The organism is Streptomyces poriferorum, from assembly GCF_019399235.1.
Lineage (GTDB): Bacteria > Actinomycetota > Actinomycetes > Streptomycetales > Streptomycetaceae > Streptomyces > Streptomyces poriferorum.
The window spans coordinates 1-14,414 of record NZ_JAELVH010000005.1 but is presented as its reverse complement, the minus strand read 5'-3'; the positions used below and the strand labels follow the sequence as shown (position 1 = coordinate 14,414).

The 14,414-nt window shown below is 71.1% G+C and carries 13 protein-coding genes and 2 pseudogenes; 5 read left to right on the top strand and 10 right to left on the bottom strand.

Annotated elements, in window-relative coordinates:
• Positions 1-93 precede the first annotated feature (93 nt).
• On the top strand, positions 94-885 hold the full coding sequence (locus JGS39_RS01555; protein ID WP_219566734.1) for an SAM-dependent methyltransferase: 792 nt from the start codon (positions 94-96) through the stop codon (positions 883-885).
• Between the two features lie 17 nt (positions 886-902).
• Here JGS39_RS01555 and JGS39_RS01550 read toward each other — a convergent pair whose 3' ends face one another.
• Positions 903-2,402, bottom strand: coding sequence for an acyl-CoA synthetase (locus JGS39_RS01550; protein ID WP_219566733.1), 1,500 nt, complete (start codon positions 2,400-2,402; stop codon positions 903-905).
• A 150-nt stretch (positions 2,403-2,552) separates the two neighbouring features.
• Here JGS39_RS01550 and JGS39_RS01545 point away from each other — a divergent pair, with 150 nt between their 5' ends.
• Positions 2,553-4,970: a penicillin acylase family protein gene (locus JGS39_RS01545; RefSeq protein ID WP_219566732.1), complete on the top strand. Its 2,418-nt coding sequence runs from the start codon at positions 2,553-2,555 to the stop codon at positions 4,968-4,970.
• Positions 4,971-4,975: 5 nt separating this feature from the next.
• Here JGS39_RS01545 and JGS39_RS40495 read toward each other — a convergent pair.
• The 4 genes and pseudogenes from JGS39_RS40495 to JGS39_RS01530 all read right to left on the bottom strand — a co-directional run.
• Positions 4,976-5,197 (bottom strand): annotated as a pseudogene (locus tag JGS39_RS40495) (ionic transporter y4hA); the annotation flags it as partial.
• Positions 5,167-5,409, bottom strand: coding sequence for a hypothetical protein (locus tag JGS39_RS01540; RefSeq protein ID WP_219566731.1), 243 nt, complete (start codon positions 5,407-5,409; stop codon positions 5,167-5,169). The pseudogene JGS39_RS40495 and the gene JGS39_RS01540, both read right to left, overlap by 31 nt.
• Positions 5,410-5,515: 106 nt before the next feature.
• Positions 5,516-7,057: an acyl-CoA synthetase gene (locus tag JGS39_RS01535; protein ID WP_219566730.1), complete on the bottom strand. Its 1,542-nt coding sequence runs from the start codon at positions 7,055-7,057 to the stop codon at positions 5,516-5,518.
• Positions 7,054-8,163, bottom strand: coding sequence for an NAD(P)H-dependent flavin oxidoreductase (locus JGS39_RS01530; protein ID WP_219566729.1), 1,110 nt, complete (start codon positions 8,161-8,163; stop codon positions 7,054-7,056). The genes JGS39_RS01535 and JGS39_RS01530 overlap by 4 nt, the downstream gene beginning before the upstream one ends.
• A 183-nt stretch (positions 8,164-8,346) precedes the next feature.
• Between JGS39_RS01530 and JGS39_RS01525 the strand changes: the two genes are divergently transcribed.
• On the top strand, positions 8,347-10,197 hold the full coding sequence (locus JGS39_RS01525; RefSeq protein ID WP_219566728.1) for a serine hydrolase domain-containing protein: 1,851 nt from the start codon (positions 8,347-8,349) through the stop codon (positions 10,195-10,197).
• A 327-nt stretch (positions 10,198-10,524) separates the two neighbouring features.
• On the opposite strand, the gene JGS39_RS01520 is transcribed toward JGS39_RS01525, so the two are convergent.
• From JGS39_RS01520 to JGS39_RS01505, 4 genes and pseudogenes are all read right to left on the bottom strand, one after another.
• Positions 10,525-11,136, bottom strand: coding sequence for a Fic family protein (locus tag JGS39_RS01520; RefSeq protein WP_236063066.1), 612 nt, complete (start codon positions 11,134-11,136; stop codon positions 10,525-10,527).
• Positions 11,123-11,845, bottom strand: coding sequence for a hypothetical protein (locus JGS39_RS01515; protein ID WP_219566727.1), 723 nt, complete (start codon positions 11,843-11,845; stop codon positions 11,123-11,125). Before JGS39_RS01515 ends, JGS39_RS01520 begins: the two co-directional genes overlap by 14 nt.
• A gap of 25 nt (positions 11,846-11,870) precedes the next feature.
• Positions 11,871-12,161 (bottom strand): annotated as a pseudogene (locus JGS39_RS41805) (Tn3 family transposase); the annotation flags it as partial.
• A gap of 33 nt (positions 12,162-12,194) precedes the next feature.
• The gene (locus JGS39_RS01505) at positions 12,195-13,052 is read right to left on the bottom strand and encodes an alpha/beta fold hydrolase (RefSeq protein WP_219566726.1); all 858 of its coding nucleotides are present in this window, start codon (positions 13,050-13,052) and stop codon (positions 12,195-12,197) included.
• Positions 13,053-13,152: 100 nt separating this feature from the next.
• Between JGS39_RS01505 and JGS39_RS01500 the strand changes: the two genes are divergently transcribed.
• Positions 13,153-13,572 carry a winged helix-turn-helix transcriptional regulator gene (locus JGS39_RS01500; protein WP_219566725.1) on the top strand — a complete coding sequence of 140 codons (420 nt, stop codon included), beginning with the start codon at positions 13,153-13,155 and terminating at the stop codon, positions 13,570-13,572.
• 82 nt (positions 13,573-13,654) lie between these two features.
• Here JGS39_RS01500 and JGS39_RS40485 read toward each other — a convergent pair whose 3' ends face one another.
• Complete coding sequence (locus tag JGS39_RS40485) at positions 13,655-13,867, bottom strand: hypothetical protein (protein ID WP_236063065.1); 213 nt, start codon at positions 13,865-13,867, stop codon at positions 13,655-13,657.
• Between the two features lie 186 nt (positions 13,868-14,053).
• Between JGS39_RS40485 and JGS39_RS40480 the strand changes: the two genes are divergently transcribed.
• A complete protein-coding gene (locus tag JGS39_RS40480; RefSeq protein ID WP_236063063.1) occupies positions 14,054-14,401 on the top strand; it encodes a hypothetical protein in 348 nt (115 codons plus the stop codon).
• The last annotated feature ends 13 nt before the right edge of the window (positions 14,402-14,414 follow it).

The window sequence follows — 14,414 nt, the reverse complement described above, 5'->3', positions numbered from 1 at the left end:
GTGACAGGATGCATCGGGGGTGGGGCACGCAAGCGCCCGGCCCGCTCCGCCCGTTCCGCCTGTTCTCCCGTACCGAAGGACTTGGAGCTCGCCATGACGACAGGCCCGGCCAAGGCTCGGATCGACACCAGCAGGCCGCACCCGGCGCGCGTCTACGACTACCTTCTCGGCGGCAAGGACCACTACCCCGTCGATCAGGCGCTCGGCGAGCAGATGCCGCCCGAAGCCAAGGAAGCCGTCGCGCAGAACCGGGCGTTCATGCACCGGGCGGCGGGCTGGGCCGCGCGGGCGGGCATCGACCAGTTCCTCGACATCGGGACGGGCATACCCACCCGGCCCAACCTCCATCAGGTGGTTCAGGAGATCAACCCGGCGGCCCGGGTCGTCTACACGGACAACGACCCGATCGTCCTGCGGCATGCCGAGGCGCTGCTCGTCAGCAGCCCGGAGGGAGCCACCGACTACCTCGAAGCCGACGTGCGCGAGCCGGCGAAGATCCTCGAACACGCGGGTACTGTGCTGGACTTCGACCGCCCGGTCACGCTGTCCCTCATCGCCCTCATGCATTTCGTGCCCGACGAGGACGACCCGTACGGCATCACCCGCACGCTGCTGAACGCGCTGGCCCCGGGAAGCTGTCTGGTGCTCTCGCACTTCACCCAGGACTTCCTCTCCGACGAGCAGGACAGGACGGACGAGTACCGGTCGAGCGGCATCGCTCTGCGGCCCCGGACGGGGCCGGAGGTCGCACGGTTCTTCGACGGGCTCGATCTGGTCGATCCGGGTCTGGTCACGGCGCCCCGGTGGTACCCGGGCGCGGCTGTTCCGGAGAGCAGGGACGCCACCGACAGCTTCCATGTCGGTGTCGCCCGCGTCCGCGGGTAGGAACCGGGCCGGCTCGCTCAGGCGAAGCGGTCGCGGAGCTCCCGCTTGAGGATCTTTCCGCTGGCGTTGCGCGGGAGGCCGTCCACGAACACGACCCTCTTCGGGGCCTTGAAGTGGGCGAGCTTCTCGCGGGCGTGGTCGATCAGTTCGGCCTCGGTCGCGTCCCCGCGCAGCACGACGACGGCGGTGACGGCTTCGATCCAGCGCTCGTCGGGCAGTCCGACGACGGCCGCCTCGGCCACGGCGGGGTGGGTGTAGAGCGCGTCCTCCACCTGGCGGGACGCGACCAGGACGCCGCCGGAGTTGATGACGTCCTTCACCCGGTCGACGACGGTGAAGTAGCCCTCCGCGTCACGGACGGCGAGGTCGCCGGAGTGGAACCAGCCGTCGCGGAACGCCTCGGCGCTCTCCTGCGGCTTGTCCCAGTAGCCGCTGCACAGCTGGGGCGAACGGTAGACCACCTCGCCTGCCGTACCGTCGGGGACGTCCTCGCCGTTCTCGTCGACCACCTTCGCCTCGACGAAGAGGACGGGCCTGCCGCAGGAGTCCATCCGGCCCTCGTGCTCGTCCGGGCCCAGGACGGTGGCGAGGGGGCCGATCTCGCTCTGGCCGAAGCAGTTGTAGAACGCGAGATCCGGAAGGCGGGCGCGCAGGCGTTCCAGTACCGGGACGGGCATGATCGACGCCCCGTAGTACGCCTTGCGCAGACCTCCGAGGTCCCGGACCGCGAAGTCCGGGTGGTTGGCGAGACCGATCCAGACGGTCGGCGGGGCGAAGAGGCTGTCGGCCTGCCCCGACTCGACGAGGTCGAAGATCCGGCCCGCGTCCGGCGCGTCGAGGACGGTGTTCTCGGCGCCGACCGCGAGGTAGGGCAGCAGGAACACGTGCATCTGCGCGGAGTGGTAGAGCGGCAGGGCGTGCACGGGCCGGTCGCCGGCGCGCAGATCAAGGGCGGTGACGGCGCTGACGTACTCGTGGACGAGGGCTCCGTGCGTCATCATCGCGCCCTTGGGCAGGGCGGTCGTGCCGGAGGTGTACAGCAGCTGGACGAGGTCGTCCGCCGCCGGTTCGTGCGCGGACGTGAACGGGCGCGGGGTATCGAGTTCGGCCAGGAGCGAGCCGGTGGCGTCGCGCAGCGGCCGTACGGCGTACCCCGGCGGGACGCGGCCGGCGAGGTCCGGGTCGGTGAGCACCAGGGAGCTGCCGGACTGGCTCAGGATGTACGCGAGGTCCTCGCCGGTGAGGTTCTGGTTGACCGGCACATGGACGAGCCCGGCCCGGGCGCAGGCGAGGTACGCGATCAGGTACGCGTCGGAGTTGTGGGCGTACGAGGCGACCCGGTCCCCCGGGCGCAGTCCGTGGCCGTCCATGAGGACGGCGGCCGCGGTGCCGACCGCCTCGTCGAGCCCGCGGTAGGTCCAGGCCCGGTCGGCGTACCGCAGGGCGGTCCGCTCGGGGGTGCGCCGTGCGCTGCGGGTCACGACGCCGTCGACTGTGCTGCTGCGTACACCGGTCATGGCGTGATCCTGTGCGGCCTGGCCGCCGGGGTCAAGGGTCCGGATTCCGGCCGGGATGTTGACAGACGTACGGGAGTGCTGGCTGAGTTGCCCCTGCCATCTCGAACTCCTGAGTAACCGTCTTTCGCACCCGCAGAGTTGGGAGGACCGTTGCCCCTCCGGAACCGTCTGAGGATTCTCTCCGTATCCGGTCTCGCGCTGTTCACCGTGTCGGCGTCACTGCCACCGGCCTCGGCGCACACGACCCGTTCCCACCATCCGTCGGGCGGCGGACTGTCCGCCGTTATCCGCTACACCGAGTACGGCATTCCGCACATCGTGGCGAAGGACTACGCGAATCTGGGCTTCGGCAACGGCTGGGCTCAGGCCGCCGACCAGGTGTGCACGCTCGCCGACGGCTTCGTCACGCTGCGCGGGGAGCGGTCCCGGTACTTCGGACCGGACGCGGCGCCGGACGGCTCGCTGTCCTCGGCGACCAAGAACCTGTCCAGCGACCTGTTCTTCCGCGGGGTACGCGACAGCCGCACCGTGGAGAAGCTTCTGGAGGTGCCCGCCCCCGCCGGACCGAGCCGGGCCACGAAGGAACTCCAGCGGGGCTGGGCGGCCGGCTACAACGCCTGGCTGGCGCAGAACCGGATCACCGACCCCGCCTGCCGGGGCGCCCGCTGGGTTCGCCCGGTGACCACGCTCGACGTCACGGAGCGTGCCTTCGCGCTCTCCGTGCTCGGGGGCCAGGGCCGGGGTATCGACGGCATCACGGCCGCAGAGCCGCCCGCCGCCACACCGGCCCCGGCTCCCACGCCCCCCTCGCCCGACGACGCGGCCGACGCGGCAGCACGGCTGCTGTCGACGCAGAACGCGGACATGGGGTCCAACGCCGTGGCGTTCCGCGGCAGTACGACGGCGGGCGGGCGCGGGCTGCTGCTCGGCAACCCGCACTACCCCTGGCAGGGCGGACGACGGTTCTGGCAGTCCCAGCAGACGATCCCCGGAGAACTGAACGTGGCGGGCGGTTCGCTGCTGGGCTCGGCGACCATGTCGATCGGGCACAACGCGCACGTGGCGTGGAGCCACACGGTCGCCACGGGCGTCACCCTCAACCTGCATCAGCTGACCCTCGATCCGGCCGATCCGGCCGTGTACGTGGTGGACGGGAAGCCGGAGCGGATGACGCAGCGCACGGTCTCCGTCGACGTCGGGGACGGCCGGAAGGTGACGCGCACCCAGTGGTGGACCCGCTACGGTCCCGTCGTCACGTCGCTCGGTGCGGGTCTGCCGCTGCCCTGGACGCGGACGACCGCGTACGCGCTGGGCGACCCGAACGCGGTGAACCTCCGCTCGGGAGACACCGCGCTCGGGTTCAGCAAGGCCCACAGCACCGCCGGCATCAAGGAGGCGCTGCGCCGTACGCAGGGGCTGCCGTGGGTCAACACGATCGCGGCCGACTCCACGGGGCACACGCTCTTCTCCCAGTCGCAGGTGCTGCCGAGGATCACGGACGAGCTCGCGCAGCGCTGCTCGACGCCGCTGGGCAGGGCCACCTACCCGACATCGGGGCTCGCCGTGCTGGACGGTTCGCGGAGCGACTGCGCGCCGGGGTCGGACCCGGACGCCGTACAGCCCGGGATCTTCGGCCCGGGCCGGATGCCCACCGTGGAGAACGCGCCGTACGTCGAGAACTCCAACGACAGCGCCTGGCTGACCAACGCCGACACGCCGCTGACCGGGTACGAACGCGTCTTCGGGACAGTCGGCACCCCGCGCTCCATGCGGACCCGCGGCGCCGTCGAGGACGTCTCCGCGATGGCGGAAGGCGGCCGGCTGACCGTCGCCGATCTGCAGGCGCAGCAGTTCGCGAACCGGGCGCCCGCCGGTGACCTGGCCGCGGCCGATCTGGCAGGTGCCTGCGCTGCGCTGCCCGGTGGCACGACGCCCGGGAGCACGGGCTCACCGGTGGACGTGTCGGCGGCCTGCCCGGTGCTGCGCGACTGGGACCGGAAGGTGGACACGGGAAGCCGGGGCGCGCTGCTCTTCGACCGTTTCTGGCGCAGGGCGGTGGCCGTGCCGGCGTCCGCACTGTGGAAGGTGCCGTTCTCCCCGGCCGATCCCGTCGGCACGCCGAACACGCTCGACACCGCGGCTCCGGGCGTCCTCACCGCCCTCGCCGACGCGGTGGCCGAACTGAGGGGTGCGGGGATCGCGCTCGACGCACCGCTGGGTGAGCACCAGTCCGTGCTGCGCGGTGCGCGGCGCATCCCGATCGGCGGCGGTACGGAGGCCCTGGGCATCTGGAACAAGACCGAGGGTGTGTGGGACGCGGCAGCCGGGGGGTACACGGACATCTCGACGGGCTCCAGCTACATCCAGGCGGTCGGCTGGGACGGCGGCCCCTGCCCCGTGGCGCGCACCCTGCTCACGTACGCACAGTCGTCGAACCCGGCGTCGCGCCACTACAGCGATCAGACCGAGCTGTACTCGGGTGAGCGCTGGGTGACGTCGCGGTTCTGCGAGAAGGACATCGCGCGTTCGCCCGCCCTGAAGGTGGTGCGGGTGCGCGAGCACCACTGACGCCTGATCGCGAGGAAGACGAACGCGGCGAAGACCGACAGGTGCGCGCCGCCCTGGAGCAGCGTGGCGCGCCCGGGTACAACGGCCAGCGCGCCGACCACCACGGTCAGCGCGAGCAGCACCATATGCGTGGCGCTCAGCCCGAGGTGGAGCGGTCCTGACAGCCAGATCGAGGCGAGCGCGATGGCCGGGATCGTCAGGCCGATGCTGGTCGTGGCCGAGCCGAGTGGCGATGAGCGCCGCCTCGATCACGGTGGGCGACCACTTCGGCGTGGTGCACCGCGGCCAGGACGGCGCCGCAGAGACAGAGGGCGACCACCGCCGCGGCGAACGGCGGGAGCTCACGACCCCAGCCGAACACCGGCGCGAGCGCGGCGACCAGCGGTACGACCACGGTCCACCGGGTCGCCGGTGACCGGACCGTCGCGCTCGCGTTCATGGGCCATACGCTGCCGGAGCGGGCCGCGCGCCGCTCGCCGCTCGCCGGGAGGGACGCCCGGAGCGAGCTCCACGATCCGATCCGCTCTCTGTCGTGCACCGGGCCGTCAGCTGTGCCCCTCCCAGTACGGCTCGCGCAACCGTCGCTTGTACAGCTTGCCGTTGGGGTCGCGGGGCATCGTCGTGATGAAGCCGAGGGTCTTGGGTCGTTTGTACCCGGCGAGCAGCCCGTCGCAGTGTCCGAGGATCTCGGCGGCGAGCTCGTCACCCGCCTCGTGTCCCTCGGCGGCTTCGACGACCGCTCTGACCTCCTCGCCCCAGTCGGCGTGCGGGATGCCGAAGACGGCGGCGTCGGCGACCGCGGGGTGGCTGAGCAGGGCGCTCTCGATCTCGGCGGGGTAGATGTTCACCCCGCCGGAAATGATCATGTCGATCTTGCGGTCGCGGAGGAAGAGATAGCCGTCCTCGTCCAGGATCCCGAGGTCACCGACGGTGAAGAAGTCGCCGATGCGGCTCTTCCGCGTCTTGCCCTCGTCCTTGTGGTAGCTGAAGCCGCCGGTGCTCATCTTCATGTAGACGGTGCCGAGCTCGCCCGGGCCGAGCCGGTTGCCGTCGTCGTCGAAGACCGCGAGTTCGCTGATCGGCCAGGCCCGGCCGACGGTGCCCGGCTTCTTCAGCCAGTCGTCGGCGGTCGCGAAGGCGCCGCCTCCCTCGCTGGCCGCGTAGTACTCCTCGACGCACCGGCCCCACCAGTCGATCATGGCCCGTTTGACGTGGTCGGGGCAGGGGGCGGCGCCGTGGATGGCATGGCGCATCGCCGAGACGTCGTACCGCTGCCGGACCTCGTCGGGGAGGGCGAGCAGACGGTGGAACTGGGTGGGGACCATATGGGTGTGGGTGCAGCGATGGGTGTCCATCGCCCGCAGCATCTCCTCGGGCGACCACTTGTCCATCAGGACGAGAGGGTGGCCGATGTGCAGGGCGGCGCCCGCGAACTGGAGCACGGCCGTGTGGTAGAGCGGCGAGCAGACCAGGTGGACGTTGCCGTCGAACGGCTTGATCCCGAAGATGCCGAGGAAGCCGCCGAGGTAGCTCTCCTCGGGAAGCTTGCCGGGCAGCGGGCGGCGGATGCCGCGCGGCCGGCCGGTGGTGCCGGAGGTGTAGTTCATGACCCAGCCGAGCGTGCGGCCCTCCGGGGGCGACACCGGCCGGTTCTCCAGCAGTTCGGCGTACGGGCGGAAGCCGTCGACCGCACCGACGCCGTAGCGGTGGCTCACGGGCAGTTTCGCCTCGTCGGCGGCGGCGGTCGCGGCCTCGGTGAAGCGTTCGTGGGCGATGAGCACCTTGGCGCCGGAGTCGGAGACGATCCAGGCGATCTCAGGCCCGACGAGGTGATGGTTCACGGGCACGAGGTAGAAGCCGGCCTGCGAGGCGGCGAGGTACGCGGTGAGGAACTCGACGCCGTTGGGCAGGACGACCGCGAAGGCGTCGCCCTCTTCGAGTCCGGCCGCGCGCAGTCCGTGGACCATGCGGTTGGCCTCGGCGTGCAGCCGCCCCGCCGTCCACGTCCCGCCGTCGGGCGCGATCAGGACCGTGCGGTCGGGGTCGGCGGTGGCCTGGGCCCAGAAGCCGTTGGGCGGCTGGTTCATGAGGCACTCCGTCCGGCGATGCGGTTGATCCGGTCGATGGCTCGTTCGAAGCCGCTGGTCAGGTCGTCGAAAACGGCCTGCACGCTGCGTTCGGTGTTCATCCGGCCGACGATCTGGCCGACGGGTGTGCCGAGCAGGGCGCCCGTCTCGTACTTCTGGATTCGGGACACGGCCTCGGCGACCAGGAGCCCCTGCAACGGCATGGGCAGGGTGCCGGGACCCGACGGGTCGTCCCAGGCGTCGGTCCATTCGGTACGGAGCTGGCGCGCGGGTTTGCCGGTGAGGGCGCGCGAGCGGACGGTGTCGCCGGAGCCCGCGGCCAGGAGCTTGGCGGTCAGGGCCCGGGAGTGCATGTCGGCCTCCTCGGTGGTGAGCCAGAGGGAGCCGAGCCAGACGCCCTGTGCGCCCAGGGCGAGCCCCGCGGCGATCTGTTCACCGCTGCCGATGCCTCCCGCGGCGAGAACCGGGAGCGGCCCCACGGCGTCGACGACGTCCGGGACGAGAACCATGGAGGCGATCTCGCCGGTGTGGCCGCCCGCTTCGTATCCCTGGGCGACGACGATGTCGATGCCCGCGTCCGCGTGATGGCGGGCGTGCCGGGCGCTTCCGGCGAGCGCGGCGACGAGGACGTCCTGGTCGTGGGCGCGGGCGACCACGTCGGCGGGCGGTGAGCCCAGCGCGTTGGCGAGCAGCTTGATGGGGTAGTCGAACGCCACATCCAGCTGGTTGCGGGCGACTTCCTCCATCCAGCCCGTGATGCGCCAGCCCGACGCCTCGCCCTCGGCGAGTTCGGGGACGCCGTGTTTGGCGAGGGTCTCCCGGACGAACTGCCGGTGGCCGGGCGGGATCATCGCCTCCACATCGGCCTCGCTCACGCCCTCCACCTTCTTCGCGGGCATGACGACGTCGAGACCGTAGGGCTTGCCGTCGGTGTGTTCCTGCATCCAGTCGAGGTCGCGTGCGAGGTCGTCGGGTGCGGTGTAGCGGACCGCGCCGAGTACGCCGAATCCACCGGCCCGGGTGATGGCCGCGGCCACCGCCGGGAACGGCGTGAAGCCGAAGATGGCGTGCTCGATCCCCAGTTTTTGACTCAGCTCCGTCTCCATGGGCGGCAGGATGCCGCAGTCAGACAACCGAGGGAAGAGATTTTCTGATGCAGTGTCAGATTCTTTGTGATCCCGGGGCCTACGGGACGGCGGGGGGTGACAGTACTCTCTGCTTCGGCAGGAAGTTTCAGTCTCGGAAGATATTTCGAAAGTTACTTTCACGACATGGGGAAGGGGTTCCGGATGACCGAGGACACGGCGGGCGGGGGCATCAGCCGGCGGAGGCTGGGCGGTGGGATGCTGGCCCTGGGCGGCGCACTCGCCCTGGCGCCCATCCCGTTCGCGACGGTGGCGTCTGCCACGGAGTCGGGGGCGGGGTCGTCGGACATGAGCAGAGGGACCACGGCGGGGGCGCCGTCGGGGCAGGGCAGGCCGACGCTGCGGCGCGGGTCCGCCGCCCGTGCGGGACTGCTTCAGGAGCCGCTCGACCAACTCGTCACCGAGGCGGAGAAGTATCTCGCCGACTCCCCCAAGCACCCGTGGTACGCGGGCGCCGTCCTGCTCGCAGGGCGGGGCGGAACGGTGGCGCTGCACCGGCCGATCGGCAAGGCGGTGCGCTATGCGGCGTACGACGAGAAGACCGACACCGGCGTGGAGCTCCCGGCCGACCAGCAGATCGCCATGGCCGAGGACACCGTCTTCGACCTGGCGTCGGTGTCGAAACTGTTCACGTCGATCCTGGCCGTGCAGCAGATCGAACGCGGCAAGCTGGAGCTGGAGGCGCCCGTCGCCTCCTACCTCCCCGAATTCGCCGGCGGCGGCAAGCAGGACATCACCATCCGTCAGCTGCTCACGCACACCTCGGGTTTCCGCGCCTGGATCCCCCTCTACAAGGCGCCCACCCGCGAGGGAAAGCTGGAGCTGATCTGGAACGAGGTACCGGCGAACCCGCCCGGCACGGCATACCTCTACTCCGACCTCAACCTGATCTCGCTCCAGCTGGTACTGGAGAAGATCACCGGACTGACCGAGGACGTACTGCTCCGCGAGCAGATCACCGCTCCGCTCGGGATGCACCGCACTCGCTACAACCCGCCGGCCTCCTGGAAGCCGAAGATCGCCGCGACCGAGGACGCCCGGCTCCCCTGGTCCGGACTGGAGCGCGGACTGGTCTGGGGCGAGGTGCACGACGAGAACGCCTACAGTCTGGACGGTGTCGCGGGCCACGCCGGGGTCTTCTCCTGCGCCTGGGACCTGGCGATCCTCGCCCGCACCCTGCTCAACGGCGGGGTCTACGGCCGCGCGAGGATCCTCTCCGCAGCATCGGTCGACCTGCTGTTCACGGACTTCAACACCGCGTTCCCCGGTGACGCGCACGGCCTCGGCTTCGAGCTCTACCAGCACTGGTACATGGGGGCGATGGCCACCCCCCGCACCGCGGGCCACACCGGCTTCACGGGCACCAGCCTGGTGCTCGACCCGACCACGGACTCGTTCCTGATCGTGCTGGGCAACTCCGTGCACCCGGTGCGCAGCTGGCGCTCCGGCAGCGCACCGCGTGTCGCCACCGCCAACCAGATGGCCCGGGCGGTCGCGGTCCGGCCCGCCCGGGGCCGTACGGCGTGGTTCTCCGGCCTGGCAAACGCCTCGTCGGCCACCCTGGCGCTCCCGCCGCTGCCGCTCGCCGCCGCACGGGCCCGGCTGAGCTGCGCGCTGTGGTGGGACACCGAGCCAGGTTCCGACTTCCTCTTCCTGGAGGCCTCCACGGACGACGGGACCACCTGGCAGCCGGTCCCGTTCACCACCGGTCCGGCCTCGCCGAAGGGGCAGCAGCAGCCCGAGCCGCATCCGACGGGCTCGGTGTCCGGCTGGTCGGGCCGGGTATGGCACCGTCTGGAGGCGGACCTCGCACAGTGGGGCGGCCGGGAGTTGCGGCTGCGCTGGCGGTACGCCACCGATCAGCTGTACGTCGGCCGCGGGGTGTACGTGGACGCCATCAAGGTCGAGGCCGGTGGCCGTACGGTCTTCGACGAGGGCCGGCCGTCCGACGCCCGGCGCATCGAGGCGAACGGCTGGGCTGCATCCGCGAACTGACCGGTACCCGAGGAAGGGGTCCAGCCCGACAACGGTTGGCCGGCCGCCGGCCTTGCCGCGCGCCCGGGCGGCGGCAAGGCCCTCGCCGGGTGCCGGAGACGATCAGCTCCCGGATGAACTCCGCCGGCGCGGCGCAGTCGTGGAACACGAGCCGGCCGCCGGTGGTGGTGTCGAGGCGCTCGTGCAGCGAGGTGAAGCCGGTCTCCCGCTTGCGGAGCTCGCCGGCCATGGCGATCAGGTCCTGCAGGAACAGACGCAGGAACAGAAGATGGTCTGTTGGAGCCCGGCGGGAGTCGTCGGTGGAGCTGTCGGTGCTCTCGCCGGGCTTCAGCGCCGGTGGAGGCGGTTGAGCATCCCGATGAGAGTGGCGAGGTCGGCGGCACCGGCCGGATCATCCGCGTAGCGGATGGTCTGGAGAGGGCCGACCTCAGGAAGGACGATGTCCTCCCGCGCCAGAACATGGACCAAGGTCAACAGCGCGGCGCGGGCATTGCCATCGGTGAAGGGGTGGAAGAACGCCACATCGAGGTAGGCACGGGCCGCGCGCGCCGCCAGTGGGAGGTCCTGGTCGGTCGTCCCGCGCAGGCAGCAATCGAAATCGTCCTGCGTGTGGGAGGTCAGACCGTAGCGCTCGCGGCCGGCCTTCGCATAGGCGTCGCTCACGCGGAACGGTGCCTCTGGCGCAGCGAGGACTTCGCGCTGCCAACCGGCCAGCAGGGCGAAGTCCAGCGGGCTCTCGCGTGCGGCATCTTCTCGGGCCAGGGTGTGTGCGGCGAGCAGACGCCCGGCGCGAATCGGGTCGCGCCGGCGCACCGGTCCCTCACACCAGGATCGGAACCCATCGCGGTCGGGCAGGATCCGCCGCAGGGCCGGTGCGTGTTGCCAGTCGACCTCGCGGCGCACGCGCAGCCAGGCCGAAAGGCTGTCAGTAGCGGTCATGGAGTTCCTCCAGAACCGTCCTGTCACGGTGGTCCTGGTACGGGGCGTGGCCGGTGAGGCCGACGGCCAGATCCTCGCCGACGGATTCGATCAGCGTCCGTTTCGGGTAGACCCAGCTCTCGAACCGGCCGCCGATCGCGTTTTCCACTGCTTGCGCGGCCCCGGTTCGGTCCACGCCGGCGCTGGTCAGGAACCAGACCAGGACGATCGAGGTCTGGCCGCGCCAGGCGTTGTCCGCGCCCGAGTCCAGCGTGTGGGTCACGAGGCGGACGCAGGCCCGCTCCAGGTGCCAGCTGCGATCCTCGGGTGAGGCGTCCGGCGGCGGGGCCAGTTCGGCGAAACGCTGGGCCATTCGCTCCAACCACACCCGCCACTCCAACAGCGCGGCCACGACGCGTTCCGCGGTCTCGTCCGGGGTCGTCACCGAGCTCGACCCGCCGCCCCAGTTGCCGATGGGCCCGCCGTCGCGGTAGCACCAGCTCCACCCCCACGCCCAGGAGCCGTATCGCTCCCGGATGATCGCATTCACCTGACTCTCGCACCAGTGTTCTGCCTGCCACCAGCCGGCCATACCGGAGAGCACGGGCGGCACCCATTCGCGGACCAGCGAGCAAAGCCGGGCTTCCTCATCCTCGTCCCAGGCGAACGAGTGGCGGGCCGGGTCGAATTCATCCCAGTTCCAGATTTCCTCGTAGGGGGCGCGGGGCACACGGTTGTCGGGGAAGGGCAGGGTGTCACGGTTGTACGTCAGGGCTGGTCACTCTTCCTGTCCGATGTGATCGACCCGTCAGTCTCGGCTCAATACCCCGGGACCGCGAACGGTTTTCCGGACCGCGTCGGCTTGTCCGATGTGCTCGGCCAGGTACGGGGAGACCTGCGCGAGGTGTCGGGCGGACCTCGGAGGTGTTCTTGAGCAGGCCCTCCATGTTGTAGACGGCCTCCCGCGCTCCGCACGGTACGAAGTGCGTGAACAGCGCGATGCTCGGGTCCGGGACGTGGTGGTGGGCGATGCCGCCGACCGCCCCGTTCGGCTTCGGCTCCGCTCCGGTCCGGTCCGGTCACTGCGGCGGATCGGCGGAGAGGAACGGGGCAAGGAGCGCGAGCAAGTCGTGCGGGCGGTCGAGGGGGATGATGTGGCCGCAGTCCTGGAGATGATGTCCGGTCAGGTCGTCGGTGATGGGGCGGAGCTGACGTTCGAGCGCGGTGCCGACGGGGTGCGAGCCGATGGCCATCGTGGGCATCGTGAGCCGGGCCGTGGCGACGGCGTCCTGGAACTGCTGCGCGCTGGTGGGCAGGGCCCGGTAGTAGGAGAACGCACAGCGCAGGGCCTCGCTCCCCGTGTACGCGTGGACGAAGGCCGCACGGATGTCCTCGGGTACGCCCCGCCCGAGCGTGCCGGAGTCGAGGAACCATTCGATGTACGGGGCTTCGTTGCCCGCCAGGACGGTCTCGGCGAGTCCGGGGACGTCGTGGAAGCCGAACCACCACGGGGCACCGCCCGCGAACGCGCTCTCCGCTCCGGGCAGACGGCCGAGCAGCGCCTCCATCACGACCAGGCGCCGGACGAGGCCGGGCCGGCGCAGCGCGAGCATGGCGGCGGGAGCGGCGCCGGCGTCGATGCCGACCACGGCTGCCGAGGTCTCACCGAGTGCGTCGAGCAGCCCTTCGGCGTCGGCGGCGAGGGTACCCGCGTCGTAGCCGTCGACGGCACGTTCGCTGGCACCGAAGCCTCGCAGGTCGGGGGCGATGACCCGGTACTGCCCGGACAGCCGGCCCATGATGCCGCTCCAGAGCTGCCAGGTGTGCGGGAAGCCGTGCAGCAGCAGAACCGCGGGTCCGTCCCCGGCGATTGCGACGTCGAGTTCGACGCCGTTCGTTGCGATGCGGCGCAGGTGGTGTGCGGTGGTGACGGGCATGACGGATCCTTGGGGTGGTTACCATTGGTGACCACAGAACGATAGGTAACTGTCCGGCCGTTGCCCAGACGGCACTTTGAGGGAAGGTGGTGAGCCACAGGTGACCACCCCAGGACCCCGGGCCGCCCAGCACGGGGTACGCGGCGATCTGTTCGATCCCCAGTGCCCGACGCGGCAGTTGCTGGACCGCCTGGGTACGAAATGGACTTCCATGGCAGTCAGGACGCTCGCCGATGCCGCACCGGAAGAGGTGCGCTTCGCGGAGCTGAGGCGCCGGATGCCCGGCGTCTCGCAGAAGATGCTGTCCGTCACGCTGCGGAGCCTGACCCGCGACGGGCTGGTGTCGCGCCGGGTCGAACCGACCGTGCCGCCGCGGGTCTTCTACCGGCTCACCGGTCTCGGGCTGTCCCTGGAGGCCGTGCTTGCAGGGCTGCGGACCTGGGCGGAGGAGCATATGGCCGAGATCGACCGCGCCAACTACGCCGTGGACCAGGAGGCCGGGGAGACCGAGGAGGCATAGCCGGGGTCCCGGCCCCGCGCTCGCTTCGAGATCTCCACGCGGTCGGCTCCGGCAACGGACGCGGTCTCGGAACCCGGCCCTCCTATTCGATCCGCAGGGCCGTGACGGTCCGGGACCCGGCGGCCCAGGCGGCAGACAGGAGCGCGCCCAGGGCGGCGATGAGCAGGCCCCCGAGTGCGAGCGGAAGCAACTGAGCCCCGTGGTATGCGGCGATGACGGAATCGGGAAGACGGAGTCCCCAGGAGGCGTCGCCGGTGAAAACGATCACGTCGATGGTGCCGGTCAGGCGGGACACGGTCGCCCGCACCGTCGCGGCGCGGTAGTGGTTCCGGGTTCCCTCGGCGGACTCGATGGCCGCGGCGACCGCGACGGGATCCGCCTTGGACTGCTTGTCCGGGCCGGAGATACCGGGGCTTCCGGGGCCTTGGGTCCGAAGTCCGTCAGGGGTGCGGGCACGACGACATCGGCTGCGGCGTGGGCCTTGGCCTTCATCACCTGGCCGAGCGAGGCGCCCATCCCCACGGTGAACGTGGCGGCGACGGTGCCGAACAGGATCGCCGCGCCCATGGCCGGCGCGCGGGCGGGCCGTGCGAAGGGCCGGGGCAGGCCCAGAGCGACAGGCGGCGCCAAGGGCAGGCGTCCGGCCGCGCGGGCCGCCCACCGGCCGCGCCCCGCCTATGCGGTGCGCCCGACGGCGAGCGCGTCGACCGTACGCAGCCTGCCTGCCCGCCAGGCACTCGCCCACGCGGTGGCGGCCACCAGGCCGAGCACGCCGGCGACCACCGTCAGATCGACCCAGGGGGCGATGCTCAGCGACGAGGTGCCCTAGGCACTGTTTCTCG

Excerpts from the sequence above, each read along its gene's own strand:
- JGS39_RS01555 (WP_219566734.1), top strand. The coding sequence starts at position 94 with ATGACGACAGGCCCGGCCAAGGCTCGGATCGACACCAGCAGGCCGCAC.
- JGS39_RS01550 (WP_219566733.1), bottom strand. The coding sequence starts at position 2,402 with ATGACCGGTGTACGCAGCAGCACAGTCGACGGCGTCGTGACCCGCAGC.
- JGS39_RS01540 (WP_219566731.1), bottom strand. The coding sequence starts at position 5,409 with ATGAACGCGAGCGCGACGGTCCGGTCACCGGCGACCCGGTGGACCGTG.
- JGS39_RS01535 (WP_219566730.1), bottom strand. The coding sequence starts at position 7,057 with ATGAACCAGCCGCCCAACGGCTTCTGGGCCCAGGCCACCGCCGACCCC.
- JGS39_RS01530 (WP_219566729.1), bottom strand. The coding sequence starts at position 8,163 with ATGGAGACGGAGCTGAGTCAAAAACTGGGGATCGAGCACGCCATCTTC.
- JGS39_RS01525 (WP_219566728.1), top strand. The coding sequence starts at position 8,347 with ATGACCGAGGACACGGCGGGCGGGGGCATCAGCCGGCGGAGGCTGGGC.
- JGS39_RS01520 (WP_236063066.1), bottom strand. The coding sequence starts at position 11,136 with ATGACCGCTACTGACAGCCTTTCGGCCTGGCTGCGCGTGCGCCGCGAG.
- JGS39_RS01505 (WP_219566726.1), bottom strand. The coding sequence starts at position 13,052 with ATGCCCGTCACCACCGCACACCACCTGCGCCGCATCGCAACGAACGGC.